General features: G+C 53.0%; 24 protein-coding genes and 1 tRNA gene. 8 read left to right on the top strand and 17 right to left on the bottom strand.

The genetic code is table 11. The features are described from left to right. Positions 1–17: 17 nt before the first annotated feature. The 4 genes from ACTH3S_RS04080 to ACTH3S_RS04065 form a co-directional block, all read right to left on the bottom strand. Positions 18–302 carry an acyl carrier protein gene (locus ACTH3S_RS04080; protein ID WP_441807747.1) on the bottom strand — a complete coding sequence of 95 codons (285 nt, stop codon included), beginning with the start codon at positions 300–302 and terminating at the stop codon, positions 18–20. A 5-nt stretch (positions 303–307) separates the two neighbouring features. Next, entirely contained in the window at positions 308–1,483 is a 1,176-nt protein-coding gene (locus ACTH3S_RS04075; RefSeq protein ID WP_441807746.1) for an ABC transporter permease, read from the bottom strand. A gap of 1 nt (position 1,484) precedes the next feature. Beyond that, positions 1,485–2,237 (bottom strand): ABC transporter ATP-binding protein, encoded by a 753-nt coding sequence (locus ACTH3S_RS04070; protein ID WP_441807745.1) that lies wholly within the window; start codon positions 2,235–2,237, stop codon positions 1,485–1,487. 227 nt (positions 2,238–2,464) lie between these two features. Next, the gene (locus ACTH3S_RS04065) at positions 2,465–2,959 is read right to left on the bottom strand and encodes a MarR family winged helix-turn-helix transcriptional regulator (protein WP_441807744.1); all 495 of its coding nucleotides are present in this window, start codon (positions 2,957–2,959) and stop codon (positions 2,465–2,467) included. Positions 2,960–3,168: 209 nt separating this feature from the next. On the opposite strand from ACTH3S_RS04065, the gene ACTH3S_RS04060 reads away from it, so the two are divergent. From ACTH3S_RS04060 to ACTH3S_RS04040, 5 genes are all read left to right on the top strand, one after another. Beyond that, positions 3,169–4,281 carry a branched-chain amino acid ABC transporter substrate-binding protein gene (locus ACTH3S_RS04060; protein WP_441807743.1) on the top strand — a complete coding sequence of 371 codons (1,113 nt, stop codon included), beginning with the start codon at positions 3,169–3,171 and terminating at the stop codon, positions 4,279–4,281. 161 nt (positions 4,282–4,442) lie between these two features. Then, a complete protein-coding gene (livH, locus tag ACTH3S_RS04055) occupies positions 4,443–5,366 on the top strand; it encodes a high-affinity branched-chain amino acid ABC transporter permease LivH (RefSeq protein ID WP_441807742.1) in 924 nt (307 codons plus the stop codon). Beyond that, positions 5,366–6,637, top strand: coding sequence for a high-affinity branched-chain amino acid ABC transporter permease LivM (locus tag ACTH3S_RS04050; protein WP_441807741.1), 1,272 nt, complete (start codon positions 5,366–5,368; stop codon positions 6,635–6,637). Before livH ends, ACTH3S_RS04050 begins: the two co-directional genes overlap by 1 nt. 6 nt (positions 6,638–6,643) lie before the next feature. Next, positions 6,644–7,399, top strand: a complete 756-nt coding sequence (livG, locus tag ACTH3S_RS04045; RefSeq protein WP_441807740.1) for a high-affinity branched-chain amino acid ABC transporter ATP-binding protein LivG — start codon at positions 6,644–6,646, stop codon at positions 7,397–7,399. 8 nt (positions 7,400–7,407) lie between these two features. Continuing rightward, positions 7,408–8,109 (top strand): ABC transporter ATP-binding protein, encoded by a 702-nt coding sequence (locus ACTH3S_RS04040; protein ID WP_441807768.1) that lies wholly within the window; start codon positions 7,408–7,410, stop codon positions 8,107–8,109. 82 nt (positions 8,110–8,191) lie between these two features. On the opposite strand, the gene ACTH3S_RS04035 is transcribed toward ACTH3S_RS04040, so the two are convergent. Further along, positions 8,192–8,623, bottom strand: coding sequence for a hypothetical protein (locus tag ACTH3S_RS04035; protein ID WP_441807739.1), 432 nt, complete (start codon positions 8,621–8,623; stop codon positions 8,192–8,194). 290 nt (positions 8,624–8,913) lie between these two features. On the opposite strand from ACTH3S_RS04035, the gene ACTH3S_RS04030 reads away from it, so the two are divergent. From ACTH3S_RS04030 to ACTH3S_RS04020, 3 genes are all read left to right on the top strand, one after another. Further along, positions 8,914–9,375, top strand: coding sequence for a DUF3015 family protein (locus tag ACTH3S_RS04030; RefSeq protein ID WP_441807738.1), 462 nt, complete (start codon positions 8,914–8,916; stop codon positions 9,373–9,375). A gap of 75 nt (positions 9,376–9,450) precedes the next feature. Continuing rightward, on the top strand, positions 9,451–11,316 hold the full coding sequence (locus tag ACTH3S_RS04025) for an Lnb N-terminal periplasmic domain-containing protein (RefSeq protein WP_441807737.1): 1,866 nt from the start codon (positions 9,451–9,453) through the stop codon (positions 11,314–11,316). Next, on the top strand, positions 11,286–12,182 hold the full coding sequence (locus tag ACTH3S_RS04020; protein ID WP_441807736.1) for an alpha/beta hydrolase: 897 nt from the start codon (positions 11,286–11,288) through the stop codon (positions 12,180–12,182). The genes ACTH3S_RS04025 and ACTH3S_RS04020 overlap by 31 nt, the downstream gene beginning before the upstream one ends. Positions 12,183–12,195: 13 nt before the next feature. On the opposite strand, the gene pnp is transcribed toward ACTH3S_RS04020, so the two are convergent. From pnp to folP, 12 genes are all read right to left on the bottom strand, one after another. Then, positions 12,196–14,310, bottom strand: coding sequence for a polyribonucleotide nucleotidyltransferase (gene pnp, locus ACTH3S_RS04015; RefSeq protein ID WP_441807767.1), 2,115 nt, complete (start codon positions 14,308–14,310; stop codon positions 12,196–12,198). Positions 14,311–14,617: 307 nt separating this feature from the next. Next, positions 14,618–14,887 carry a 30S ribosomal protein S15 gene (gene rpsO, locus ACTH3S_RS04010; RefSeq protein WP_441807735.1) on the bottom strand — a complete coding sequence of 90 codons (270 nt, stop codon included), beginning with the start codon at positions 14,885–14,887 and terminating at the stop codon, positions 14,618–14,620. Between the two features lie 77 nt (positions 14,888–14,964). Beyond that, complete coding sequence (gene truB, locus ACTH3S_RS04005) at positions 14,965–15,894, bottom strand: tRNA pseudouridine(55) synthase TruB (protein WP_441807734.1); 930 nt, start codon at positions 15,892–15,894, stop codon at positions 14,965–14,967. Next, entirely contained in the window at positions 15,891–16,313 is a 423-nt protein-coding gene (rbfA, locus tag ACTH3S_RS04000; protein ID WP_441807733.1) for a 30S ribosome-binding factor RbfA, read from the bottom strand. The genes truB and rbfA overlap by 4 nt, the downstream gene beginning before the upstream one ends. Next, the gene (infB, locus tag ACTH3S_RS03995; protein ID WP_441807732.1) at positions 16,313–18,862 is read right to left on the bottom strand and encodes a translation initiation factor IF-2; all 2,550 of its coding nucleotides are present in this window, start codon (positions 18,860–18,862) and stop codon (positions 16,313–16,315) included. Before infB ends, rbfA begins: the two co-directional genes overlap by 1 nt. Positions 18,863–18,879: 17 nt before the next feature. Further along, entirely contained in the window at positions 18,880–20,373 is a 1,494-nt protein-coding gene (gene nusA / locus ACTH3S_RS03990; protein ID WP_441807731.1) for a transcription termination factor NusA, read from the bottom strand. Between the two features lie 54 nt (positions 20,374–20,427). Beyond that, positions 20,428–20,889 (bottom strand): ribosome maturation factor RimP, encoded by a 462-nt coding sequence (gene rimP, locus ACTH3S_RS03985; RefSeq protein ID WP_441807730.1) that lies wholly within the window; start codon positions 20,887–20,889, stop codon positions 20,428–20,430. A gap of 347 nt (positions 20,890–21,236) precedes the next feature. Then, positions 21,237–21,321 (bottom strand) — tRNA-Leu (locus ACTH3S_RS03980). Between the two features lie 7 nt (positions 21,322–21,328). Continuing rightward, positions 21,329–21,697 (bottom strand): preprotein translocase subunit SecG, encoded by a 369-nt coding sequence (secG, locus tag ACTH3S_RS03975; RefSeq protein WP_441807729.1) that lies wholly within the window; start codon positions 21,695–21,697, stop codon positions 21,329–21,331. A gap of 24 nt (positions 21,698–21,721) precedes the next feature. Further along, complete coding sequence (gene tpiA / locus ACTH3S_RS03970; RefSeq protein WP_441807728.1) at positions 21,722–22,480, bottom strand: triose-phosphate isomerase; 759 nt, start codon at positions 22,478–22,480, stop codon at positions 21,722–21,724. A 76-nt stretch (positions 22,481–22,556) separates the two neighbouring features. After that, the gene (gene glmM, locus ACTH3S_RS03965) at positions 22,557–23,900 is read right to left on the bottom strand and encodes a phosphoglucosamine mutase (protein ID WP_441807727.1); all 1,344 of its coding nucleotides are present in this window, start codon (positions 23,898–23,900) and stop codon (positions 22,557–22,559) included. Then, on the bottom strand, positions 23,900–24,730 hold the full coding sequence (gene folP, locus ACTH3S_RS03960) for a dihydropteroate synthase (RefSeq protein WP_441807726.1): 831 nt from the start codon (positions 24,728–24,730) through the stop codon (positions 23,900–23,902). Before folP ends, glmM begins: the two co-directional genes overlap by 1 nt. Positions 24,731–24,788 lie beyond the last annotated feature (58 nt).

Genomic DNA, 24,788 nt, shown 5'->3' with positions numbered 1-24,788 from the left:
CGCTCAATAGCCCGATGTTAGTCAGCAAGAATAAATTCGGCCAAGGTCGCTACCGAGGTCAATGCCATGCGTGTTTCGTTACCACTGTCGATATGTTTTTTGTAGCGGCTTTTCACTTCCAGAGATATGCTCAGAGCGTCCAACGAATCCAGATTCAGCCGGCTATCCGGTCCGATCAGGTGTTCGTCATCCTGAATATCGCAGGCCCCAATTTCCACATCGCATTCCTCAACAATTAACTCCTTGAGTTCCGTTTTAAGTTGCGACGTGTTCATACCATCACTCATGTTGTTGGCCGTCATTTGATTTACCCTCGTTCAGGTGCGGCACGGTGGTACATGCCTATCGCAAGGCTCAGCATAAGCGCTGCAAACCCCAACAAGGCACCCACTTCCGGCAGCACATCAACCGCTGTGCCATTGCGTAATAAGATGTCAAAGAAACCATCGAGCCCCCAGGACATAGGCGAATAGCTGCCTATTTCCCGCATGGCATCAGGCATCAAAAATCTGGGGACCATTACGCCGCCAAGCGCCGCCATAATGATGTTAAGAACGCCAGCAACAATGGTGGCCTGCTCAATGGTTTTGGCGATCTGCGCAATCAAAAGAGCATAGCTCACCGCCGCCAGGCTAGCGGCCACTGCCACCAGTACCAAACCCTCGGGATTTGCGCCCAGAGTCAGTTGATCACCACCCAGCAGCGGAATCAGATATAGGCCGATCAGGAACAATACCGCCACCTGTAGCAAGTTGACAATGAAAAACGGAATCACTTTACCGGCCAGCAGCTGCGCCGGGCCGACACCCATGCTTTGCAGCCGCAACAAGGTACCCTGCTGGCGCTCGTTGATCAGAGTGGTCGACAGAGGAATGGCGATAAAAAACATGGCAAACAGCAGCCAGGCGGGCACATTCTGCTGCACCGATGACGGCAAGGCGCCACTGTTATCATACAGGGAGCTGGCCTCAACGAGATCCGAGGCATTGGCTACCAAGCTACTTTGCACCCCCGGCATGGTTGCCAACCGATAACGCAGGTACAGCCGGTTCAATAGTTCTGTCACCCGGGCCTGTGCAACACTGGCAAATACTGGCGACGTTCCTGGTGAAAACAGAATTTCGACCGCCGGTTCACCATCAATAAGCAACTGATCAAATCCGGGTTTCACCCGGACCAAAAACTTCACTTTATCTGCTTGTGCCAGAGCCTGCATTTTCTGCCAGTTGCTTTGTGTGGGCACCCTTTGCAAGGGAGCCATAGTAGCCAGCTCCCGGGCAAAGGCAGTACTGAGCCCGCTGTTATCCTCACTAAAAAGCAGGAAATCCAGCGTCACGTCCTTGTCTATGGCGTACTGGTTTTGCAAGGCAAAAGTCATGATCAACACAAATACGGCGGGCATCACAAACAGCAACAGCAAGCCGTGGGGATCGCGGCACAGTAGCAGAAATTCTTTGCGGATCAGTGCGATCATAACGCCCATCTCAGTCCCTCAGATCGCGAGTAGTGAGATCGAGAAACAGGGACTCGAGGCTGGATTTGCGACGATGCCCCGTTTGCGGCGCCTCGGCCAACAATTGAACCAAGGCGCCGCTACGGAGTATTCGACCGTGGTCCATAATAGCCACATGATCACAAAGTTCTTCCACCTCTTCCATGTAATGGGAAGTGTAAATCACTGTGGTACCGGTAGCGCCCAGGCTTCGAAGAGTTTCAAGAATAAAGTGCCGGGAGTGGGGGTCAATGCCCACCGTTGGTTCATCCAGTAACAACAAGCGAGGGCGGTTCAACAAACCGATTGCCAGGTTCAACCGGCGCTTGAGCCCTCCGGACAATTTGCTCGCGCGGCTATTTAGCCTCTCCGCCAGCCCGGTCTGTGCAACCGCCTCCTGAATACGCTGTTCAACGTTCTTTGCCGGCACGCCTTGAACACCGGCAAAAAATGCCAGGTTTTCCCGCACGGTCAGTGGCTGATAAAAGGCATACTCCTGCGGCACCAGTGAAAGCCTAGAGGCAGCACGACCAGCCGGGGTAGACAGATCCTTGCGGTTAATGAAAACAGACTGCTGCGGACACGGAATCAAACCGGCCAAAATCGACAACAACGTAGTCTTGCCGGCGCCGTTGGGGCCAAGCAGACCGAATAACGCACTGTCGGGCACATCAAGATCAATTCCCGTCAGCACTGGGCCGGCCGATGATGTGTAACTGAATTTAAGCTGACTAATAGCGATCACAGGTTGTTCCAATGGAGTGCTGATGAAATACGGCAAAGATCATCAACTGCACAACTCCACTCCAAGTTCCGCCAGCGTGAAAATCAGAAGCTGTGCGACCGCACCGATTTCCTGCATAGAATAGTACGCTCAGTGTACCATTACCAATAATTCATCCTCAAGATAAAGCTCGCTGCGCCCCCAATCTGCGGGGCCACTTACATCACCGACCAGATCGAGAGAAAAATTTACGCCTTTTCATTCCAGCCATCGTCCTTCAATACCGGGCCTACATCCAACACAGGCGAGGCATCAATATCGTCGGCATCCATCATGTTGGCCACCCGCTGAAGAGAGGCCAGAATCATATTCTGCTCCCACTCATGAAGGTTCTGAAACTTTTTAATAAACTCTTCTTGCAACGGGTTGGGCGCGCGGGAAAGTATGTCTGCGCCTTCCTCAGTCAGGTGAGCATGAACCTTGCGCTTGTCTTGGGTGCTACGAACACGATAAACCAGTTGCCTGTGCTCTAGGCGATCAAGAATCGTTGTTACGGTAGCCTGGCTTAAGCTTACTTTGTCGGCAATGGTACCGATGGTAACCTCGCCTAGCTCCCGAATGGTTCGCATAATTAATAGCTGCGGGCCGGTAAGCCCGGCATTCTTGCTAAGACGCTTGGAATGTAGATCTGTTGCCCGAATAACTCGCCGAAGTGCTACCAGTACGTGCTCGTAGTTGCTCACTGTGTTACTGCTCCAAAGAGGCTCTTGCCTTTTATTTACACCACTAAGTATTAGAGGTCTTCGAACCCACGAATGCAAGTAGCGGTTTTTACGTGCAGAATGTTAAATAGCCAGCTAAGCCACCGGTCAACTTGACAAGGTTGCACCGGTGGTGTTTGTTTAGCTACTGAGACTATAAGAATAACCCTGAAAATACAGGACAATCCCCCATGACAATTTCAGTAAAAAAACTCGTCACCGCGGTTAGCGCTTCCGTTGCTCTTATGGCTGCCGGCAACGCAGCTGCAGATATCAAAATTGGCGTTGCAGGGCCCATTACTGGCCCAGTTGCCCAGTACGGCGACATGCAATTCTCTGGCACACGCATGGCCATTAAGCAAATTAACGCTGCCGGCGGCGTGATGGGCGAAAAGCTGGTTGCTGTAGAATACGACGACGTGTGCGACCCCAAGCAGGCCGTTACAGTTGCCAACCAGATGGTTAACGATGGCGTTCGCTATGTTGTTGGCCATTTGTGCTCAAGCTCAACTCAGCCTGCCTCAGACATTTACGAGGACGAAGGCATTCTGATGATCACGCCAGCGTCTACCAGCCCGGAGGTTACATCGCGTGGCTATGAGCTGATTTTCCGTACCATCGGGCTAGACAGCATGCAGGGCCCTGTTGCCGGCGACTACATTGCCAGCCAGAACCCCGAGAAGGTTGCTGTTATTCACGATAAACAGCAGTACGGTGAAGGTATTGCCACGGCGGTTCGTGACACACTGAAGAACAAAGGCGTTGAAGTTGCCATGTTTGAAGGTGTTACCGCTGGCAACAAAGACTTCTCATCACTGATCACCAAGCTTAAGCAAGCTGATGTGGATTATGTGTACTTTGGCGGCTACCACCCTGAGCTGGGTTTGATTCTGCGCCAGGCAGAGCAAGCCAATCTAGACGTCAAATTCATGGGTCCTGAAGGTGTTGGTAACAACGACATCAACACCATTGCTGGCGAAGCTTCCGAGGGGCTTCTGGTAACTCTGCCACCAAGCTTTGATAAGAAACAAGAAAACCAAGAACTCGTGAAGGCCTTTGAGGCTGCGGATGAGGACCCGTCTGGCCCGTTCGTGCTTACGTCTTACGCTGCCGTTCAGTTGATTGCAGACGGCATTGAAGCCGCAGACTCCAAAGACCCGTTTGATGTTGCCGCAGCCCTGCGCAGCGGTACCTTTGAGACGCCAATTGGTACGGTTGAGTATGACGAGGCAGGCGATATGAAGTCATTTGAGTTTGTTGTGTTCGAATGGCATTCAGATGGCAGCAAAACTCCGGTAAACTAAGCCAAATCGTTAATTAACGGTAATCATGAAAACACCTTCTCACCGAGATCCGGGAGAAGGTGTTTTTCTAGGCTCCTTGAGATTCTGCCTCACATCCAACCCGGCTACCCTGGGCTCGGAGTGTGTCAGCGGAGGGAGTAGGCCTCCGGAGTCAAACAATAATGCAAGATCTCCTGTACTTCTCTCAACAGCTCATTAACGGGCTTACGATCGGGAGCGCTTACGCCCTGATCGCCATCGGCTATACGATGGTTTACGGCATCATTGGCATGATCAACTTTGCCCATGGTGAAATTTACATGATTGGCGCCTACACAGCGCTTATCGCCATTACCGGCCTAACCGCTCTGGGTGCGGCCTGGCTACCCCTGATTCTGATCGTTGCGCTGGTGTGCGCCATGATTGTTTCCAGCTCTATGGGCTGGGCGGTAGAAAGGGTAGCTTACCGCCCTGTACGCGGCCGTCATCGCTTGATCCCGCTCATCTCTGCCATCGGCATGTCTATCTTCCTGCAGAACTACGTCCACCTTGCTCAGGGCTCTCGCAACATTGGCTTTCCTGCGCTTATTGAAGGTGGCTTCCAGTTTGGCTCTGAAGGTGCGTTTCAGATGTCGTTATCTTATATGCAGATCACCATTTTTATCACCACACTGATTTGCATGACAGTGCTCTCGCTGTTCATTTCGCGCTCTCGCACAGGGCGCGCTTGCCGGGCTGTTTCGCAAGATCTTGGCATGGCCAGTCTGCTGGGCATCGACACCAACCGTATTATCTCGGCCACCTTTATTATTGGCGCCGCTCTGGCCGCCGTTGCCGGCCTCTTACTAGGTATGTATTACGGTTCAGTTGATCCATTGTTTGGCTTTATTGCCGGCCTCAAGGCCTTTACGGCAGCCGTGCTCGGCGGCATTGGCAGCATTCCCGGCGCTATGCTCGGCGGCCTGATTCTTGGCGTGTCTGAAAGTATGACCTCGGGCTACCTCAGCGGTGAGTATAAAGACGTGGTTTCCTTTGGCCTGCTGATTCTCATTCTGCTGTTTAAGCCCACGGGCCTGCTTGGCAAACCGGAGGTTGAGAAGATCTAATGGCTACTAACAATTATAGACACGCGCTGTTCTGTGCCGTTGTCACGCTGATTATTTCGTTCCCTATTCTTGGGCTCAATTTAGAAGCCGAGGGCGTAAACATTACGCTTACTGGCGCCAAAACCTCAACCTACATTGCCATTGTTCTGGCTGCCATTGCGGTGTTTGTTTTCCAAGCGTTTCGTGATTCATTCATGGGCGTGCTGGGCAAGCTACCCAAGCTTAACCCTATGGTGAACAAAGAACCCATGGAGCAATCCAAGCGGGTGAAACTAGAATCCTGGGTGATAACCGGGCTTGTAGTGCTTGCCCTGTTCTGGCCGTTCTTTGTCTCGCGAGGCTCTGTGGATTTGGCCACGCTGGTGCTGATCTACATCATGCTGGCTCTTGGCCTTAACGTGGTAGTTGGCCTAGCGGGGCTGCTAGATCTCGGTTATGTGGCTTTCTATGCGGTTGGAGCTTATACCTTCGCTTTATTGTCACAATATTTAGGCGTCTCATTCTGGGTTGCACTGCCCGCGGGTGCACTGCTTGCCGGTCTATTCGGCCTGATACTGGGCTTTCCAGTACTGCGCTTACGAGGGGATTACCTAGCCATCGTCACCCTTGGCTTTGGCGAAATCATTCGCATCCTGCTTAATAACTGGACCACCCTCACCGGCGGCCCAAATGGTATTGGCGGCATTCCCGACCCCACTTTGTTCGGCATGGAATTTGGCCGACGCGTGAAAGAAGAAGGCAACACCTCGTTCCACGAAACCTTTGGCATTGCTTACAGCGGCGAACACAAGGTGATCTTCCTGTACCTGATTGCCTTGGTGCTTGCGGTAATAACCGCACTGGTCATTCGCCGCTTTATGCGCATGCCCGTGGGTCGGGCCTGGGAAGCTTTGCGGGAAGACGAAATCGCAGCCCGCTCGCTGGGCCTGAGCCGCACGGCTGTCAAACTCTCTGCATTTACTATTGGTGCGTTCTTTGCCGGCTTTGCAGGTACCGTGTTTGCCTCTAAGCAAGGATTTATCAGTCCGGAATCTTTCATTTTCCTGGAATCTGCCATCATTCTTGCGATCGTGGTCTTAGGCGGCATGGGTTCACAGCTTGGCGTGATACTGGCGGCCATTGCAGTGACCATTTTGCCGGAACTGGCACGGGAATTCTCCGAATACCGAATGCTGATTTTCGGTGCGGCCATGGTCTTAATGATGGTTTGGCGACCGCAGGGCCTGCTGCCCATGCGCCGCATTCACATCAAACTGAAAAAGCAGGAGTGACAGACAATGCTTGAAGTACAAAATCTGTCCATGCGCTTTGGCGGCCTGCTAGCGGTAGACCAAGTGTCACTGGACGTTCAGGAACGAGAAATCGTTTCCATCATCGGCCCTAACGGGGCCGGTAAAACAACCGTTTTCAACTGCATGAGCGGTTTTTACAAGCCTACCGGTGGCAAGATCCTTTTCGAAGGCAAAGAAATGCAAGGCAAGCCGGACTACAAGATTTCCCGGCTGGGCATGGTGAGAACCTTTCAGCACGTTCGTCTGTTTACTCAGATGTCGGTTGTGGAAAACCTGCTTGTGGCCCAGCACCGACATCTCAATACCAACATGCTTGCAGGCCTTCTTGGCACCCCCAATTACAGGGAGCGGGAACAGAAAGCTCTAGATCGTGCCGCTTACTGGCTAGAACGCGTCGGCCTTCTGGATCTCGCCAACCGGGATGCGGGTAACTTGGCGTACGGTCAGCAGCGACGGCTTGAAATAGCACGCTGCATGGTTACCGAGCCTAAACTGCTGATGCTCGATGAGCCCGCTGCGGGCCTAAACCCGGCGGAAACCAAAGAGCTCAATCAGCTTATTGTTAGCCTGAAAGAGGACTATAACGTTTCCGTGGTGTTGATTGAGCACGACATGAGCCTGGTAATGGATATTTCAGACCGGATCAACGTCATCAACCAAGGCAAGCCCTTGGCCTGTGGTACGCCAGAAGAAATCCGCCAGAACGACGACGTGATCAAAGCCTACCTGGGCGAGGCCTAAACATGAGCATGCTTGTACTAGAAGATGTCCACACCCATTACGGAAAGATTGAGGCCCTGCACGGGGTATCTGTTGAGGTTAACCGAGGCGAGATCGTCTCGCTGATCGGCGCAAATGGCGCCGGAAAAACCACACTGCTAATGACCGTATGCGGAACCCCGCAAGCCAGTTCCGGACGCATAATCCTGGAGGGCCGCGATATCACTAACGTGCCCACCTCGCAGATCATGCGCTCGGGGCTTGCCATAGTACCCGAAGGCCGGAGAATATTTTCCGGCCTAACAGTTGAAGAAAACCTACACATGGGAGGGTTCTTCAATACCAAAGCCGAAATTCGCAAAAGCCAGGCTCACGTGTATGAACTCTTTCCGCGCCTGAAAGAACGCGAACTGCAGCGCGCGGGCACCATGTCTGGTGGTGAACAGCAAATGCTGGCGATCGGGCGGGCGCTTATGAGCCGCCCAAACATGATTATATTGGATGAGCCTTCACTTGGGCTGGCTCCACTGATCATCAAGCAGATCTTCGAGATTATCGGCCATCTACGGGATGAAGGTATTACTGTGTTTCTGGTGGAGCAAAACGCCCACCAAGCACTGCATCTCGCCGATCGAGGTTATGTGCTAGAGACGGGCAAAATTCGCCTGCACGACACAGGTAAGAATTTGCTGGCCAATCCAGATGTGCAGAACGCCTATCTAGGTGGCTGATGGTCAACCCAAGGAAACAAAAAAGCCGGAGTACTTGGTAAAGTACTCCGGCTTTTTTTACAAGCAGCAAATCAAAAGCGAATTACTTGATGCTTTTGATAGTGCCTTTGTAGCCTTCAACCGTTACGTTGATGGTACCGAAAACTACGAAGTCTTCAGTTTCAACAGTGTAACGTGGAGCTACAATGATATCTGCGCCAGAAGCGGTAACAGCTTTGTACGCTGCTGCAGATTTGGCTTTGGAGACTGGATCGCCGAAAGGCAGACCCATACCACCGCTAGAGCCGCCGTAAGAAACGCCGTCAGCGAACTGCTTGTCATTACCGATAGTGAAAAACAGGATCTTCGTTACAGAAGCCTTGCCAGTGATTTTCTCACCAACTTCAACGTCAGCTTTAATGTCGGTCTGCAGTGGAGCAGTAATCGGCATAGAGTTAGAGCTAACGTTCATTGAACTACAGCCTGACAGCGCGCCAGCCAATACCAAAGATGATGCAATTAGAACTTTTTTCAAAAGAATGTCTCCGTGTTTTGTTAACAAGCCTTCATGGCCGCGCACATCTTACGTAAGCCCTTCCTCTATAACAAGAAATTTATAAAAAAAAGCACCTTAATCCATTAGGGAATATCAACGCGCGACCATTTTTTGCTCCTGATCAATCCCATGAAAAATATGCAACAAACCTGGCACATTTTGATATTGAACTATACTCAACCCAATGGTCACCTTGCTCACTATAAATCACCAAAAAATGGTGGCCAGCGCGTTACCAGACGACTGCTAAAACATCTTAGGAGAACATAATGAAAAAACTCATAGCCGGTGCAATTCTTTTAGGCGCCTCGTCCATGGCTTTTGCACAACCAGGCTGCGGCGTAGGCGCTATGATCTGGAAAGGGCAATCGGGTATTGCCCCCCACGTACTAGCTGCAACGACCAACGGCATGGCATCACAAACGGTGAGCATGACCTTAGGTATTGTCGGCTGCCACACCAATGAAAACGTCCAATCTATGGCAATGATCATGGAATCACGGGGAGCCGCGATCGCTGCAGACATGTCCCGTGGTCAAGGTGAAAATCTTGAAGCCATGGCAGCTGCACTCGGAGTTGAAGTCGAAAATCGCAGTGAGTTTTATCGAGTGCTAAGCGGTAACTTTAATACAATCTTTCCAAATTCCGACACAACTTCTGGCGAAGCCGTCAGCGCCATCGTCGCCTTATTGGAAAAGAATGAGTCCCTGAGTAAGTATGTAACGGCATAAAGGATTCCAGAGCGCCACGGATGGCCCGCTTTCAATGCTGTATATTTAAAACCCGACAGGAACTCGCACCTACCCATGGGTAAACTGCTTCGCTTTGGGCCAACCATTCTTTGGCTCTTCACTGGCCTGCCTCTTCAGGCTCACGCACAAACCACCATAAATTCGCTATCTCTGAACCCCGCTTGGCTCACACTCATTCATTACCAACCCAATACATTTGGGAGTGGTTTCACGAGCCAAGCCGATGACCCGGCATTTTTTATAAGTAGGCAAGGTAAAACCTCACCAAAAGCGGAACTGAACGCAACATTGGAAGCGATCCAACAACCAGGAGAAGGCAACCGCCACGCCCGGTGCCGCTTTCCCGCACGAGATACCTGGCTTCGCGAGCAACTAGAGTTATCTAAAAGCCCGATCAGTTGCCCGGACTACGAGGCGTGGACTGACACTCTCAATACAGAAAGCATTACCTTAGTGTTTGCAGCATCTTATCTCAACAGCCCGTCATCCATGTTTGGCCATACCTTCCTACGACTAGATCCACCACAGGAAGACGAACAAACCAGCTTGCTGCTTGCCAATACGATTTCCTATGCCGCTGACGCCCCGGAACAGGACAACGAGCTGCTCTTTATTTATCAGGGAGTCTTCGGCGGATATCCGGGTACCACTACCGTGCAGCCTTACTACGAGAAAATTCGGCTCTATTCAGATATAGAGCATCGAGATTTATGGGAATACGAACTCAACCTAACCAAACAGGAAGTGGATTCGATGCTCGCCCACGCTTGGGAAATTCAGGGGCGCAACTTTGATTACTTCTTCTTTGATGAAAACTGCGCCTATCGATTGCTTGCACTTATTGATGCAGCCCGACCCGGCACAGAGCTGCTAGAGCAAGTAACCACACACGCCATACCTTCAGACACAGTACGCTGGGCTGTCGACAAGGATCTGGTAGCAAATGTGCACTATCGGCCATCCACCGCAACATCTGTGGCCTATAGCTTGTCAAACCTTCCCAGAGACCACCAGGGGCTCGCCGCTGCTATAGCGAATGGAGATATTGCTCCCAACAATGAGAGAGTCCAATCTCTAGCCCCCAAGAAAAAAGCCAACCTACTCGATGCCACCTATGATTATGTACGTTACCGTAGCGAGGCAGACGACTGGCCAACAGATATTGCGGCCCCTCTATCCCACGCACTGTTGCTCGAGCGCAGTAAAATCGACGGTGTTGCACCACCCAAACTGCCGCCAGAGCCCCGTGTACGTGATGATCAGGGCCACGATACGTTTCGCGTAAGCCTGAGTGCCGGGCAACTGGCGCATCGAGAATTCACCCAACTGACATTCCGGCCAGCCTATCATGATGTTCTCGACCCACCCGCAGGCTACCGCAGTGGCGCTCAGCTGCAGTTTTTCCGCCTGGACGCCCGCCTTTACCGCGACAACGACGAACTGCAACTTGAACAACTTACGGGCCTCGAAATCCGCTCTCTAAGCCCGAGAAATGCGTTCTTCTCCCCACTATCCTGGCAAGTAGGCTTTGGTGGTCGCCGCACAGACAACGGCAACAAACGGGTTTTCGCGCCCTATTTGGAAGGTGGCGCTGGTGGCAGCTGGAGCCTAGGCCAACAAACCCAAGCCTTCGCCATTGCCACCGCCGATCTGGAAATCGACGATGACCTGCGTCGTGGCTACGATGCCGCACCTGGCGCCGACATTGGCCTGTTGCACCAAAACAACTACTTCAGCTTTTCTGGCGGAGTAAAAACCAAGGCCTGGATCGTCAGCAGTCAGCACCGACAAGATCAGCTATACGCAAGAGCCAACTGGCACATAGGCCGCGAATTCAGCCTGTTTGCAGAATTCACCCGAGAAGATCACTACGACAGGTACCAAAGCACATGGCAAGCCGGACTGCACGCGTACTTCTGAAACAGCTTTTGCTTCTTTTATGTCTCTCAGCTGCGGTGCTACTGCAAAGCGGCTGCAGCAGCCTGTTCTTTTTCCCGGATCAAACCACCTACATAACGCCAGACCGCCTCGATCTGGCTTACGAAAATATTTACCTAGACACTGCCGACGGAGAGACCCTGCACGGCTGGTGGCTACCTGCTGAGGGTCAGCCCAATGGCACCGTTTATTTCCTCCACGGCAATGCCCAAAACATCAGCAGCCACCTACTCAACGTCGCCTGGCTGCCCGCAGAAGGCTACAACGTATTCACCATCGACTACCGAGGCTACGGAAAGTCCACCGGCGCGCCAGACATAGAAGGCGCGCTTCACGATTCCGAAACCGGCTTACGGTGGCTAACCCGTCAGCGAAACACCAATAACACGCCTGTATTTATCCTCGGCCAAAGCTTGGGCGGCGCACTGGGGCTAACCCTTGCCAGTGAATGGGTACAAAGAAACGAAACACCTGAGCTTAGTGGCGTGATCTTGGACGGCACCTTCTCCGGCTTCCGCGGCATAGCCAGAGAGAAGCTTGGAAGCTTCTGGCTCACCTGGCCCTTCCAAATCCCTCTCAGCTGGACGATCCCAGACGAATACGAAGGCGTAGACCAGATTGCCAACATCAGCCCCGTACCCACCATGATCATTCACAGCGTCCGCGACGGCATCATCCCCTTCCATCACGGCCAAGCGCTTTACGAAGCTGCCAATAAACCGAAGGAATTCCTTCAGACTGATACGCCTCACGCGGCAACGTTCATCATTCCTGCGTACAAAAATTCTGTCCTGGAATTTTTAGAAGCAAAAAAAACCCGCCAATCCAAAGGAAAGGCGGGTTTTTAGTAGCTGCTAGCTATCAGTCAGTGAAGTCAGTTGGCTGCTCGCCTTCCTTAACTTCCTTCATAGACAGCTTCACACGGCCACGGTTGTCTACATCCAACACTTTGACCAGAACTTCCTGACCTTCGCTCAGCTCGTCAGTTACGTTCTCAATCCGGCGATCAGAGATCTGGGAAATGTGTACCAGACCATCCTTGCCAGGCAGAATGTTAACAAAGGCACCGAAGTCTACAATGCGCTCAACGCGGCCCTTGTAGATAGCATCCACTTCAATCTCTGCAGTAATCTCTTTAACCCGGTTAACCGCCGCCTGGGCTGCTTCCTGGTTCTCTGCGTAGATCTTCACGTTACCGTCGTCATCCAGATCAATAGAAGCGCCAGTTTCGTCACAGATAGAACGGATCATAGAGCCGCCCTTACCGATCACGTCGCGGATCTTCTCAGGGTTGATCTTGATAGCGGTGATGCTCGGAGCGCGCGGAGAAAGCTCAGTACGCGGCTCAGAGATAACCTTGTTCATCTCAACAAGAATGTGCTGACGAGCACTGTGCGCCTGCTCCAAAGCAAGCTCCATGATCTCGTCGGTAATGCCCTGGATTTTGATGTCCATCTGCAGAGCAGTGATACCGTCTTTGGTACCAGCTACCTTGAAGTCCATGTCGCCCAAGTGATCTTCGTCGCCCAAGATGTCCGTTAGGATGGCAAACTTATCGCCTTCCTTAACCAGACCCATGGCAATACCAGCTACCGGCGCCTTCAGCGGCACACCAGCATCCATCAATGCCAAGCTTGAACCACAAACAGACGCCATAGAGCTGGAGCCATTGGATTCAGTGATCTCAGACACAGAACGAATGGCATACGGGAACTCATCCATGGTCGGCATAACCGCCATCACACCGCGCTTGGCCAAACGACCGTGGCCAACTTCACGACGGCCTGGTGTACCAACACGGCCAGCTTCACCTACGGAGTACGGAGGGAAGTTGTAGTGGAACAGGAACGGATCCTTACGCTCGCCTTCCAATGCATCGATAGTCTGCACGTCACGTGAAGTACCCAGGGTTGTGGTCACAATCGCCTGAGTTTCGCCACGGGTAAACAGTGCAGAACCGTGAACGCTGGGCAGAATGCCCACTTCGATCTCGATCGGACGAACGGTTTTATTGTCACGACCATCAATGCGCGGCTTGCCATCAATAACCTGTTGGCGAACAACTGTTTTTTCGACTTTTCCGAAGTTCTTTTTAACTTCGTCTGCGGAAGGCTGGCCTTCCTCCTCGCCAGCTAGTTTTTCAACTGCTGCGGTTTTGATTTCGCCAAGACGTGCGTAGCGAGCCATCTTGTCGTGAATGCCATAGGCTTCTTCAATAGCGCCGGCAAACTCAGACGTGATCGCACCCAGCAGCTCGGTGTTTTCAGCAGCTGGCTGCCAATCCCAACGAGGCTTGCCATTTTCAGCGGCGAATTCTTTGATCGCTGTAACAGCAGTCTGCATTTCCTGGTGAGCAAACAGAACGCCACCCAGCATCTGATCTTCGCTCAGGCCTTTGGCTTCGGATTCAACCATCAGAACGGCGTCTTCGGTGCCAGCAACGATCATGTCTAGCAGGGAGGTTTTCAGATCTTCGAAGCTTGGGTTCAGGAAGTAACCTCTTTCGTTGGTGTAACCAACACGGCTAGCGCCGACTGGACCCGCGAAAGGAATACCAGAGATTGCCAAGGCAGCAGAAGCGGCCAGCATGGCAGCAATATCTGGATCCTGGTTCTTGCTGGACGACATAACCGTACAAATAACCTGGGTCTCGTTCATGTAGCCGTTCGGGAACAGCGGACGAATCGGACGGTCGATCAAACGGGATGTCAGAGTTTCTTTCTCGGAAGGACGCCCTTCACGCTTGAAGAAACCACCCGGAATTTTGCCAACGGCATAGGTCTTTTCGAAATAGTTAACAGTCAGCGGGAAGAATGGCTGACCGGGCTTGGCTTCCTTGGCACCAACAACGGTACCCAGAACCGAGATGTCACCCACAGTGACCAGAACGGAACCGGTAGCCTGACGAGCAACGCGGCCCGTTTCCAGAGTGACGGTTTCGCCACCCAGCTCAAATGATTTTTTACGCGGTTGCAGATCCACAACGAACTCCTGCGTTATCTGTTCAAAATGAAAGTAGTGTGTCCCTAAAGGCACCCTGCCTGAAAGCTAACAGGCTGTTGCAAAACCCCGGCCAGGCAACTGGTACGCTCTAGAGCCGCACCGCCCGGGCTTTCAACAACCTGCTATCAATTTCGGCTTCCCAATATGACAGGAAATCCCAGGTTCACAAAACACACAATGCGGTGTTCAAAAGCACAACCGGCAGGCCCCTTAAGGAGCCCACCGGCTGGTGGCTGCCACCGGGAAATCCCGAAGGCAACCGTCAGGTCGTAAGACCTGATTAACGACGTAGTCCAAGGCGCTTGATCAGCTCCAGGTACCGGTCACCGTTTTTCTTACGGAGGTAGTCCAGCAGTTTACGACGCTGGTTTACCATCCGGATCAGACCACGGCGGGAATGGTGATCCTGCTTGTTGATCTTGAAATGACCCTGCAGCTTGTTGATGTTGGCGCTCAGCAGTGCAACTTGCACTTCTGGGGAACCCGTGTCGCCATCAGCTTGCTGATAATCTTGAACGATCTGTGCTTTCTCATTGGCTGAAAGAGCCATAATTCACCTCATGTTTGCGATGCGATTAAATCCGGCCGGACCGCGCATCTCTACAGCCCGGCTATACAACGATATAACTAGTTTCTATCGCTGTTACTTACCAGCCGACGAGGCACCAATTGGGTTTCCTCGCCTTCTGGCAATGCTTCTGCCAGCCCTACGAAACCTTCGTTGCCATAAATACGCACGAAACCTTCAAAAGCCTGGCCCGGTATTCTAACCGGTTGTCCGTTCAATATCGACACTAAAGGCTGGCCGCTCAGGCGGTGCTCAGGGAACATAGAAAGCGCTGCGTCAGGTGCAACCAGAAGGCCATCCAAGCTTTCACCGCGCTCGCGAATGGCCTCAAGGTCGGGCACTGGGTGGGCATCGGCCAGGGTGAATCCAGCAGCCAGCGTGCGCCGCAATGCAATCACATGGGCACCGCAACCCAACACTTCGCCAATGTCTTCAACGAGTGAGCGAATATACGTACCCTTGGTGCACTTTACGGCAATATCCATTTCGGTTTCTCGAATATCCAGAAGCTCGAGACTGTAAATGGTCACGGGTCGCGCGGGACGTTCCACTTCGATGCCTTCGCGGGCGTATTCATAAAGCGGGCGCCCCTTGTGCTTAAGGGCAGAATACATAGAGGGGACTTGCTGGATATCGCCACGAAACTGTTCAAGCACGGGCTCGATCACTTCCGGTGTAAGGCCTTCTGGCACCGGTTTTTCGGCAACCACGGCACCTTCACTGTCGCCAGTTTCAGTGCGCTGGCCCAACCGCGCCGTGGCAATGTAGGCCTTGTCGCTATCCAGCATCATCTGCGAGAACTTTGTCGCCTCACCGAAGCACAGCGGCAGAACCCCGGTTGCTATCGGATCCAGAGCGCCGGTATGGCCTGCTTTGGCGGCACCATAAAGGCGCTTGACCTCTTGCAGGATACCGTTAGAGGTGATGCCCGCCGGCTTATCAATGACCAGAATGCCATTAACAACACGGCCTTTACGTCTGCGACTCAATCGTTTGACTCCGGATCACTCGGGGTTTCGTCGTTCCGCTCAACGGCGGGTTTGTCACCCACCGCTTCACGAATAAGACTGTCCATTCTACGGCTATAGCCCTGAAGCGCATCAAAGTGGAAACGAAGCTGCGGAACAACCCGCAGCTTCATGGCTCTGCCCACTTGGCCGCGGAGAAACCCAGCCGCCCTGTTCAAAACCGCAACAGATTCCTGTGCTTCAGGGGATTCAGCAGTAAGCTCCTCAGTAGTCAGCAGGGAAACATAGATATCAGCGTAGCCAAGGTCACGACTGACCTTGACTGCATTGACCGTTACCATGCCCAACCGCGGATCCTTGACCTCACGCTGAATCAGCTGAGCAAGCTCACGCTGCATTTGATCGCCAATGCGATCAATACGACTGAACTCTCTGGCCATTAGGCCCCCGTAGACTCGAGCTTACGCTCGACTCTAATCCGGTCGAAGACTTCGATCTGGTCACCGACCTTTACATCGTAGCCTTTAACACCGATACCACATTCCATGCCGTTACGGACTTCGGGAACGTCGTCCTTGAAGCGACGCAGAGATTCCAGCTCGCCTTCAAAGATCACCACGTTGTCACGCAGCACACGAATAGGCTTGTTCCGATATACGTTGCCCTCGGTCACCATGCAGCCGGCAACCTGGCCGAACTTCGGTGAACGGAACACGTCGCGAACATCGGCAATGCCAATAATGTCTTCGCGGAACTCTGGTGCCAACATGCCTGTCAGCGCTGCTTTCACATCGTCCAGCAGGTTATAGATGATGCTGTAATAACGTAGATCCAAGCCTTCTTGCTCGACCAGACGCTTAGAGGCTGTATCAGCGCGTACGTTGAAGCCAAAGATAACAGCGTTTGTCGCCATTGCCAGGCTCACGTCCGTCTCTGCAATACCACCAACGCCGGAGGACACAATTTTGACCTGAACTTCGTCGTTGCCCAGATCTTGCAGCGACTTGTTGATCGCCTCAAGAGAGCCACGAACGTCTGTTTTAAGAACAACGTTGAGGGTTTTAACCTCATCTTTACCCATGTTCTCGAACAGGTTCTCAAGTTTGGCCGCTTGCGCCCGCTGCAAACGCTGCTCGCGCTCACGAACGTGGCGGAATTCAGCCAGCTCTTTTGCCTTCCGTTCATCAGCTACCGCAAAGAACTCGTCACCGGCGTTCGGTGTACCATTCAAACCAAGAATCTCGACCGGAATCGACGGGCCGGCATCTTTTACCTGCTTGCCGGCCTCATCGGTCATTGCGCGCACTTTACCGAAGAAGGAACCCGCAACAACCATATCGCCACGTCGCAGAGTACCGTTCTGTACGAGCACAGTAGCAACAGATCCGCGCCCACGCTCAAGGCTGGATTCAACAACAACACCATTAGCAGGTGCGTCAGGTGAGGCCTGAAGTTCAAGGATCTCAGCCTGCAGCAGAATCGCCTCTAGCAGCGTGTCTACACCGTCACCTGAATGCGCGGAGATAGGCACAAACTGCACATCGCCACCCCAGTCTTCCGGAATAACGTCGATCGCGGCCAGTTCGTTCTTCACACGATCCGGGTCAGCTTGTTCTTTGTCCATCTTGGTGATCGCAACCACGATGGGCACACCGGCAGAGCGGGCATGTAACACCGCTTCTTTAGTCTGTGGCATAACACCATCATCAGATGCGACTACCAGGATAACGATATCGGTGCACTGGGCACCACGGGCACGCATCGCGGTGAAAGCCGCGTGGCCTGGGGTATCCAGAAACGAGACCATGCCCTGATCGGTTTCCACGTGATAGGCCCCGATATGCTGGGTAATACCTCCGGACTCACCAGAAGCAACCTTGGTACGGCGAATGTAGTCCAACAGTGATGTCTTACCGTGGTCGACGTGGCCCATTACGCTCACAACCGGTGCGCGCTTTGTTTTATCCTTGCCTTCCACTTTGAACTCGCTAAGTACATCGTGCTCAAAAGCATCGTCGCTGATGGGCTTGGCTGTATGGCCAAGTTCTTCAACGACTAGAGTCGATGTTTCCTGATCCAACGGTTGGTTGATGGTTGCCATCACACCCATGCCCATCAGGACCTTAATGACATCACCCGACTTAACGGCCATGCGCTGGGCTAGATCGCCAACGGTAATCACTTCAGGAACTTCTACTTCTCTGACCATTGGTTTGGTCGGCCTCTCGAAGCCATGACGCTTCTCTTTGGATTTCTTTTTCGCACGCAGTGGTTTGCGCAACGTATTGTCTTCATCGTCTGCAGAGATCACTGCGCCCTTTTCTGCCGGGCGGTTACGTGGCCCACGATGGCCAGCCTGTTTTTTCTTAGGCTTGCCTTCTTCGGTTTCGTCACCACGCTCACGAACTTTTTCTTTCTTCTTTTTAGGCTTCCGATCCTTGCCATCACCCTCAGGCGGCGGCATCGGCATATCTTCCGGAGCGGTAACCGGTGTAGGTTCGGGCGCCTTTTTCGGCTCAGCCTTCTGTACCGGCGCTTGCTCTTCTGCAGCCGGCGTTTCTTTCTTCGCCGCTTCAGAAGGAGCTTCTGTTTCTGCTTGCGGAGCCGTTACGTTTGCGGATTGCTCCGCCTGTACTGGCTCCACTTTCTGCTCTTCTTGAATCTCTTCAGGCGCTGCTACTTCCGCATCCGGCTGCGACTCTGCACGCTTCACATAGGTGCGTCGCTTGCGCACTTCGACGTTAACGGCCCTGGCTTTACCAGCCTTGAGCGTAGTGGTCGTTTTCCGCTTCAGCGTAATCTTCTGAGGTTCGGCATCTGCGTCACCGTGGCCCTTTCTTAGATAAGTCAGCAGCTGCTGCTTCTCATCGCTGGACACAGAATCAGTTTCTGAGCGGGCTTTCAGGCCAGCTTCAACGATCTGCTTCAGCAAACGATCCACGGGAGCGCCTACATCTTCGGCCAGTTGTTTTACCGTTACTTCAGCCATACTGGTCTCCTCCCGAGTTAAGCCTGGTCTTCAAACCAAGGGGCGCGTGCAGCCATAATAAGTTGTCCTGCACGCTCTTCATCCATACCTTCGATATCGAGCAAGTCGTCAACCGACTGCTCAGCCAAATCTTCCATCGTACGCACACCCATGCCGGCGAGCTTGAACGCCAGACCGCGATCCATGCCATCCATGCCCAGAAGATCTTCTGCCGGCTCGGCGCCATCGAGGGCTTCTTCGCTCGCCAGGGCCTGATTCAACAAAGCGTCTTTGGCACGGCGGCGAAGTTCTGAAACGGTGTCTTCATCAAAACCATCAATCGCCAGCATTTCTTCCATGGGTACGTAGGCGACTTCTTCGATAGAAGTAAAGCCTTCTTCGATCAGCACAGCAGCGAACTCTTCATCCACATCCAGGTGCGCAGTAAAATGCTCAACCAGCGTGTTGTGCTCTTGCTCTTGACGCTCACCGGCTTCTTCTTCGGTCATTACGTTCAGAGTCCAGCCTGTAAGCTCAGTAGCCAGGCGAACGTTCTGTCCGTTACGCCCGATGGCCTGGGCCAGATTATCTTCGGCAACAGCTACTTCCATGGTGTGACGATCTTCGTCCATCACAATGGAAGCCACTTCAGCCGGGGCCATGGCGTTAATGACTAGTTGTGCAGGGTTATCGTCCCACAGCACAATATCTACACGCTCACCGCCGAGCTCGTTAGAAACAGCCTGAACACGGGAGCCACGCATGCCCACACAGGCACCGACGGGATCAATACGGCGGTCGTTGGTCTTTACCGCAATCTTGGCGCGAGAACCTGGATCTCGGGCTGCGCCACGGATCTCAATCAGCTCTTCAGCAATTTCAGGCACTTCAATGCGAAACAACTCAACCAGCATCTGCGATGCAGAGCGGCTAAGAATCAGCTGTGGGCCACGGTGATCCGTACGGATCTCCAGCAGCAACGAACGAACCCGGTCACCCATGCGAAATGTCTCGCGCGGGATCAGTTGCTCTCTAGGCAGCAGCGCCTCTGCGTTAGCGCCAAGATCAACAATGACGTTATCGCGAGTAACCTTTTTAACGGTACCCGAAACCAACTCACCAACGCGATCACGATAGCTATCAACAATTTTGCTACGCTCAGCCTCGCGCACCTTCTGGAAGATGATCTGTTTGGCGGCCTGGGCTCCGATACGACCGAACGCAACTGACTCCGCCTTCTCTTCGTAGGTGTCGCCAGGCTTCAGCTCTGTGTCGATTTCTTCGGCTTCTTGAAGCGTGAGCTCAGTACCCAGTGCAGGTACAGCGTCGTTATCTACGACCAGCCAACGGCGGAAGGTTTCGTACTCGCCGGTACGGCGGTCAATTGACACACGCACATCCGACTCTTCATCGTCATAACGCTTTTTGGCAGCTGTGGCGAGTGCCAACTCGATCGCCTCGAAAATCACGTCCTTCTCGACACCTTTCTCGTTCGAGACGGCTTCAACCACCAGCAAGATCTCTTTACTCATTGGATTGCCCTGCCCTGAAAATAAACTGTGCATCTACTGAATTATTCAAATAGCTCACTCGAATACCGGAATAATGTTGGCTCTTTCGATGCTGTCAAACGGCAGCAGATACTCGTGATCGTCAACAATCACGACAACATCCTCGCCTTCCACAGCCTTTATAAGCCCCTGAAACTTGCGCCGACCATCAAACGCCATGCGCAAGCGAATTTGTACCTGATGCCCTACAAATGCCTGGTATTGCTCAGGCCGGAATAGAGGGCGATCCATTCCCGGAGACGAAACCTCAAGCGTGTATTCTGTCTTGATGGGATCTTCCACATCCATCACGCCACTGATCTGACGGCTGACTTTCTCGCAGTCGTCAACACCAACGCCGTTTTCGACATCGTCTATAAAAACCCGCAGAAGTGATTGATAGCCTCTGGAGCGGTACTCGATGCCCCAGAACTCGTAACCCAACCCTTCCACTACAGGCTGAAGAATGTCTTCCAGTTGTTTAAGCTTGCCTGACAAGTTCGGCACTCTCCGTTATGACTGTTATAACCGTTATAAAATGTACCGGGTTCAAAAACAAAAAAAGGGCTGTTAATCAGCCCTTTTTACGCACCAGGGCCCGTTGCGCCAGGCCCCTTAATCAAAAAGCCCCGAAAACCGGGGCCTTTTGTTGCAAGAACTCGCAGGAAGCATACCGGTATCCCGCTCCCTGCTGACAGACACCTGGCCTGTCAGAAACCCGACAACGAAACAGTGCCGGACTCCAATATCCGCCGGAGTATAGAGACGCCGAGCGAACTGGTCAAGGACTGCTCAAAAAAACGGCCTGGATAGTTCAAGCCTAGTCCAAGCCGTTTTTTCTAAATTGGTGCCCAAGGCCGGACTCGAACCGGCACAGCTTTCGCCACTACCCCCTCAAGATAGCGTGTCTACCAGTTCCACCACTTGGGCAACACTCTCACTCGAGCTCGGGAAGATCAGTCTCCCCGCTCTCGGTTTCGCTTTTCGCAGCATCACCATTATCCGCAGGAGCCTGACGGGATTCCTGAACAGTCGGAATACCTGCCTCACCTGAGACTTCTGCGCGCTGCTTGGCAAACACTGCCAACGAAAAACTTGTCACGAAAAATATAATTGCGAGCATGGCCGTTACACGGGTCAGAAAACTGCCACTACCCTGACTACCGAACACAGTTTGAGATGCGCCACCGCCACCGAAGGCCGCGCCTGCATCTGCACCTTTGCCCTGCTGGATCAGCACAAGACCCACCAGCGCCACCGCAATAACGACGTGCACAACGACTACCAGTGTTTCCATCCAATCCATATCGAGTCTCGCGAACCTTTAACTTTAGGTATTCGCCGGAAAATCCCGGCAAATACTAACAAAATCTTTTGCGACCAACGATGCTCCGCCAATGAGACCGCCGTCTATATCGGGCTGAGCAAAAAGCGCCGCTGCATTATCTGCTTTTACACTGCCGCCGTAAAGCAGTGAAATCTCTTCGGCCGGGGCGCCCATATCTTTCAATACATGCCGTATGACTGCGTGCATAGCTTGAGCGTCATCCGACGTTGCCGTTTTACCGGTACCTATTGCCCAAACCGGCTCATAGGCTACCACGACATTCTTCCATTCGCCCTGCACTACCGTCGACAAGCCTGTACGCACTTGACTGGCAACCACTATTTCAGCTTGCGCAGACTCTCGCTCTTCCAGTGTTTCGCCAACACACACAATGGCCGTTAAACCTCCGGAAACAACACGCGAAACCTTTTCAGCAACCAACTCATCGGTTTCTCCGAAAAGCTGACGCCGTTCAGAGTGACCTACGAGCGCATAGCGACAACCTACATCTTTAGCCATTTCCGAGGAAACTTCCCCGGTATAAGCACCCGACTGCCACTGCCCTACATTCTGCACGCCAACGGCCACTGTGTCTTGAGCCTGCCTCAACACATCCCCGATGTATATTGCGGGAGGAATAACAACAACCTCCACGCCACTATCAAGAGAGCCTGCCTCAGACCGGATATAGCCTACCAGCTTTTCTGAGAGGTCTTTCGACCCGTTCATCTTCCAGTTTCCGGCTACTATCTTACGACGCATATCAGTTCCCGAATGTAAGGGAGGGCGCACTATACAGCAGTCCCTCATAACAGACAACCGCCTGAAACCAACAAAATCAGGGTGTTGAATTTTCCACGATGCCAGCCAACTCTTCCGCTACACGACGAATATTGTCGGCATTTTTGCCTTCTGCCATTACGCGAATCAGCGGCTCTGTTCCGGATGCTCGCAGCAAAATCCTGCCTGTGCTGCCAAGCTCTGACTCAGCCCTCTGGACCGCAGCAACAATATCGTCGCGACTGAACGGATCAAAACGCTTTGCAACCTTCACGTTAATCATCGTCTGGGGCAGCTTGCTCATACCCTGCCGTAACTCGGCGAGCGTTTTACCAGACTTGCCAATCGACAACAACACCTGAAGCGCGGAGACAATGCCATCCCCCGTGCTAGTGCAGTCGCGGATGACCATATGCCCGGAACCTTCGCCGCCAAGCACCCAGTTATTAGCAATCAGCCGCTCCATTACGTAGCGATCACCAACATTGGCACGCTCGAATGAAACGCCCATCTCGGTCAACGCCAGCTCAACCCCCAAATTGGTCATCAACGTCCCGACCACTCCGCCTTTGAGGCGACCTTCGGCAAACCGCTGGGAAGCCATCACATAGAGCAGTTCATCACCATCTACTTCGGAGCCATCACGATCAACCATCAGCACTCGATCTCCATCGCCGTCAAAGGCAATGCCAAGATCAGCATTCGTGTCGATAACGGTCTGCTTCAACGCGCCCAGATGGGTGGAACCAACATTCAGATTGATGTTGAGCCCGTCAGGCTCCGCACCAATAACCGTAACCTTCGCACCCAACTCACGAAACACTTTCGGGGCAACGTGGTAAGTCGCCCCGTGAGCACAATCCAGAACAATCTTCATATGATCCAGAGTAAACTCATTTGGCACCGTGCTTTTGCAAAACTCGACATAGCGCCCAGGAGCATCCTCTACCCGCGACGCTTTACCCAGCTCGCCGGGACCACACACTTCAATAGGCTTATCTAGCCAACGCTCAATCTCTGCTTCCAGCAAATCGTCAAGCTTGGTGCCGTCGGCTGAGAAGAACTTGATGCCGTTGTCATGGTGCGGATTATGGGACGCACTGATAACGATACCTGCGGAGGCGCGGAAAGTGCGGGTCAGGTAGGCAATAGCGGGAGTTGGCATGGGCCCCAGCAGCTTCACATCCACACCTGCTGCGGACAGCCCAGCCTCCAGAGCTGACTCAAACATATAACCCGATAACCGGGTATCCTTACCGATTAGCACGCTGTTCCGCTGCCCAGCCCTTTTAAAGGCCTGCCCAGCGGCCCAGCCTAAACGCAACATAAATTCCGGCGTTATCGGGGACTCACCCACCCTGCCGCGAATTCCATCCGTGCCAAAATATTTCCTTCCGGCCATCAAACTGCCTCCTTTACGGCCATCGCAACCCTGACGGCATCTACGGTTTCCCTGACATCGTGCGCGCGGATAATGCTAGCACCCATCATTGCCGATATTGTCGCGGCCGCAAGGCTCGCCGGCAACCTTTCATCTACATCCCGGCCAGTGATATGCCCAAGCATGGATTTCCTGGACATACCCACCAACAGAGGGTGACCCAACGCCTGCAACTGCTCCAGTGAGGCGAGCAACCGCAGATTATGCTCAAGGTTTTTTCCGAACCCGAAACCCGGGTCCAGAATGATATTTCGTGTATTAATGCCAGCTTGGGCAGCAGCACGAACTCGCTGAGTTAAAAACGCCCCAACCTCACGCAGCACATTCTGGTATTCCGGCTGGTTCTGCATGGTATCCGGCTCCCCTTGAATATGCATAATACACACAGGCACGTTCGCACTAGCCACTGCTTCCAGCGCACCGTCTCGGCACAACGCCCGCACATCGTTAACCAGCCCCGCACCTAGCTCGGCCGCCTGGGACATCACTTCAGGGGTACTGGTATCCACGGAAACAATCACATCCAACTCCCGCGCAATTGCCTCTACCACGGGGCAAACCCGATCCAACTCTTCCTGAACCGAAACCCTGGCGGCGCCTGGCCGGGTAGACTCTCCACCCACATCAATAAATGCGGCACCATCGGCCACCATCTGGCGCGCTCTTAAGATTGCCGCTCCCTGATGATTGAATCGACCGCCATCAGAGAACGAGTCCGGCGTTACGTTAAGAACCCCCATCACATGACAGAGGGACATATCCAATACTCGCCCGGCAAACTCCATTTCCATAACAAACTTTCCTAGGCTGACATACCAAAACCTGCAAAACAGCGCCTGATAAAAACAA

The organism is Marinobacter sp., from assembly GCF_052094685.1.
Taxonomy (GTDB): Bacteria; Pseudomonadota; Gammaproteobacteria; order Pseudomonadales; family Oleiphilaceae; genus Marinobacter.
The sequence above is the reverse complement of the archived record's forward strand: the minus strand, read 5'-3'. Positions and strand labels throughout refer to the sequence as shown.

What these genes read in the sequence shown, in the direction of transcription:
- ACTH3S_RS04080 (WP_441807747.1), bottom strand. Translation starts at nt 302, where the DNA reads ATGACGGCCAACAACATGAGTGATGGTATGAACACGTCGCAACTTAAA.
- ACTH3S_RS04075 (WP_441807746.1), bottom strand. Translation starts at nt 1,483, where the DNA reads ATGGGCGTTATGATCGCACTGATCCGCAAAGAATTTCTGCTACTGTGC.
- ACTH3S_RS04060 (WP_441807743.1), top strand. Translation starts at nt 3,169, where the DNA reads ATGACAATTTCAGTAAAAAAACTCGTCACCGCGGTTAGCGCTTCCGTT.
- livH (WP_441807742.1), top strand. Translation starts at nt 4,443, where the DNA reads ATGCAAGATCTCCTGTACTTCTCTCAACAGCTCATTAACGGGCTTACG.
- ACTH3S_RS04050 (WP_441807741.1), top strand. Translation starts at nt 5,366, where the DNA reads ATGGCTACTAACAATTATAGACACGCGCTGTTCTGTGCCGTTGTCACG.
- livG (WP_441807740.1), top strand. Translation starts at nt 6,644, where the DNA reads ATGCTTGAAGTACAAAATCTGTCCATGCGCTTTGGCGGCCTGCTAGCG.
- ACTH3S_RS04040 (WP_441807768.1), top strand. Translation starts at nt 7,408, where the DNA reads ATGCTTGTACTAGAAGATGTCCACACCCATTACGGAAAGATTGAGGCC.
- ACTH3S_RS04030 (WP_441807738.1), top strand. Translation starts at nt 8,914, where the DNA reads ATGAAAAAACTCATAGCCGGTGCAATTCTTTTAGGCGCCTCGTCCATG.
- ACTH3S_RS04025 (WP_441807737.1), top strand. Translation starts at nt 9,451, where the DNA reads ATGGGTAAACTGCTTCGCTTTGGGCCAACCATTCTTTGGCTCTTCACT.
- ACTH3S_RS04020 (WP_441807736.1), top strand. Translation starts at nt 11,286, where the DNA reads ATGGCAAGCCGGACTGCACGCGTACTTCTGAAACAGCTTTTGCTTCTT.
- rpsO (WP_441807735.1), bottom strand. Translation starts at nt 14,887, where the DNA reads ATGGCTCTTTCAGCCAATGAGAAAGCACAGATCGTTCAAGATTATCAG.
- rbfA (WP_441807733.1), bottom strand. Translation starts at nt 16,313, where the DNA reads ATGGCCAGAGAGTTCAGTCGTATTGATCGCATTGGCGATCAAATGCAG.
- infB (WP_441807732.1), bottom strand. Translation starts at nt 18,862, where the DNA reads ATGGCTGAAGTAACGGTAAAACAACTGGCCGAAGATGTAGGCGCTCCC.
- nusA (WP_441807731.1), bottom strand. Translation starts at nt 20,373, where the DNA reads ATGAGTAAAGAGATCTTGCTGGTGGTTGAAGCCGTCTCGAACGAGAAA.
- secG (WP_441807729.1), bottom strand. Translation starts at nt 21,697, where the DNA reads ATGGATTGGATGGAAACACTGGTAGTCGTTGTGCACGTCGTTATTGCG.
- tpiA (WP_441807728.1), bottom strand. Translation starts at nt 22,480, where the DNA reads ATGCGTCGTAAGATAGTAGCCGGAAACTGGAAGATGAACGGGTCGAAA.
- glmM (WP_441807727.1), bottom strand. Translation starts at nt 23,900, where the DNA reads ATGGCCGGAAGGAAATATTTTGGCACGGATGGAATTCGCGGCAGGGTG.
- folP (WP_441807726.1), bottom strand. Translation starts at nt 24,730, where the DNA reads ATGGAAATGGAGTTTGCCGGGCGAGTATTGGATATGTCCCTCTGTCAT.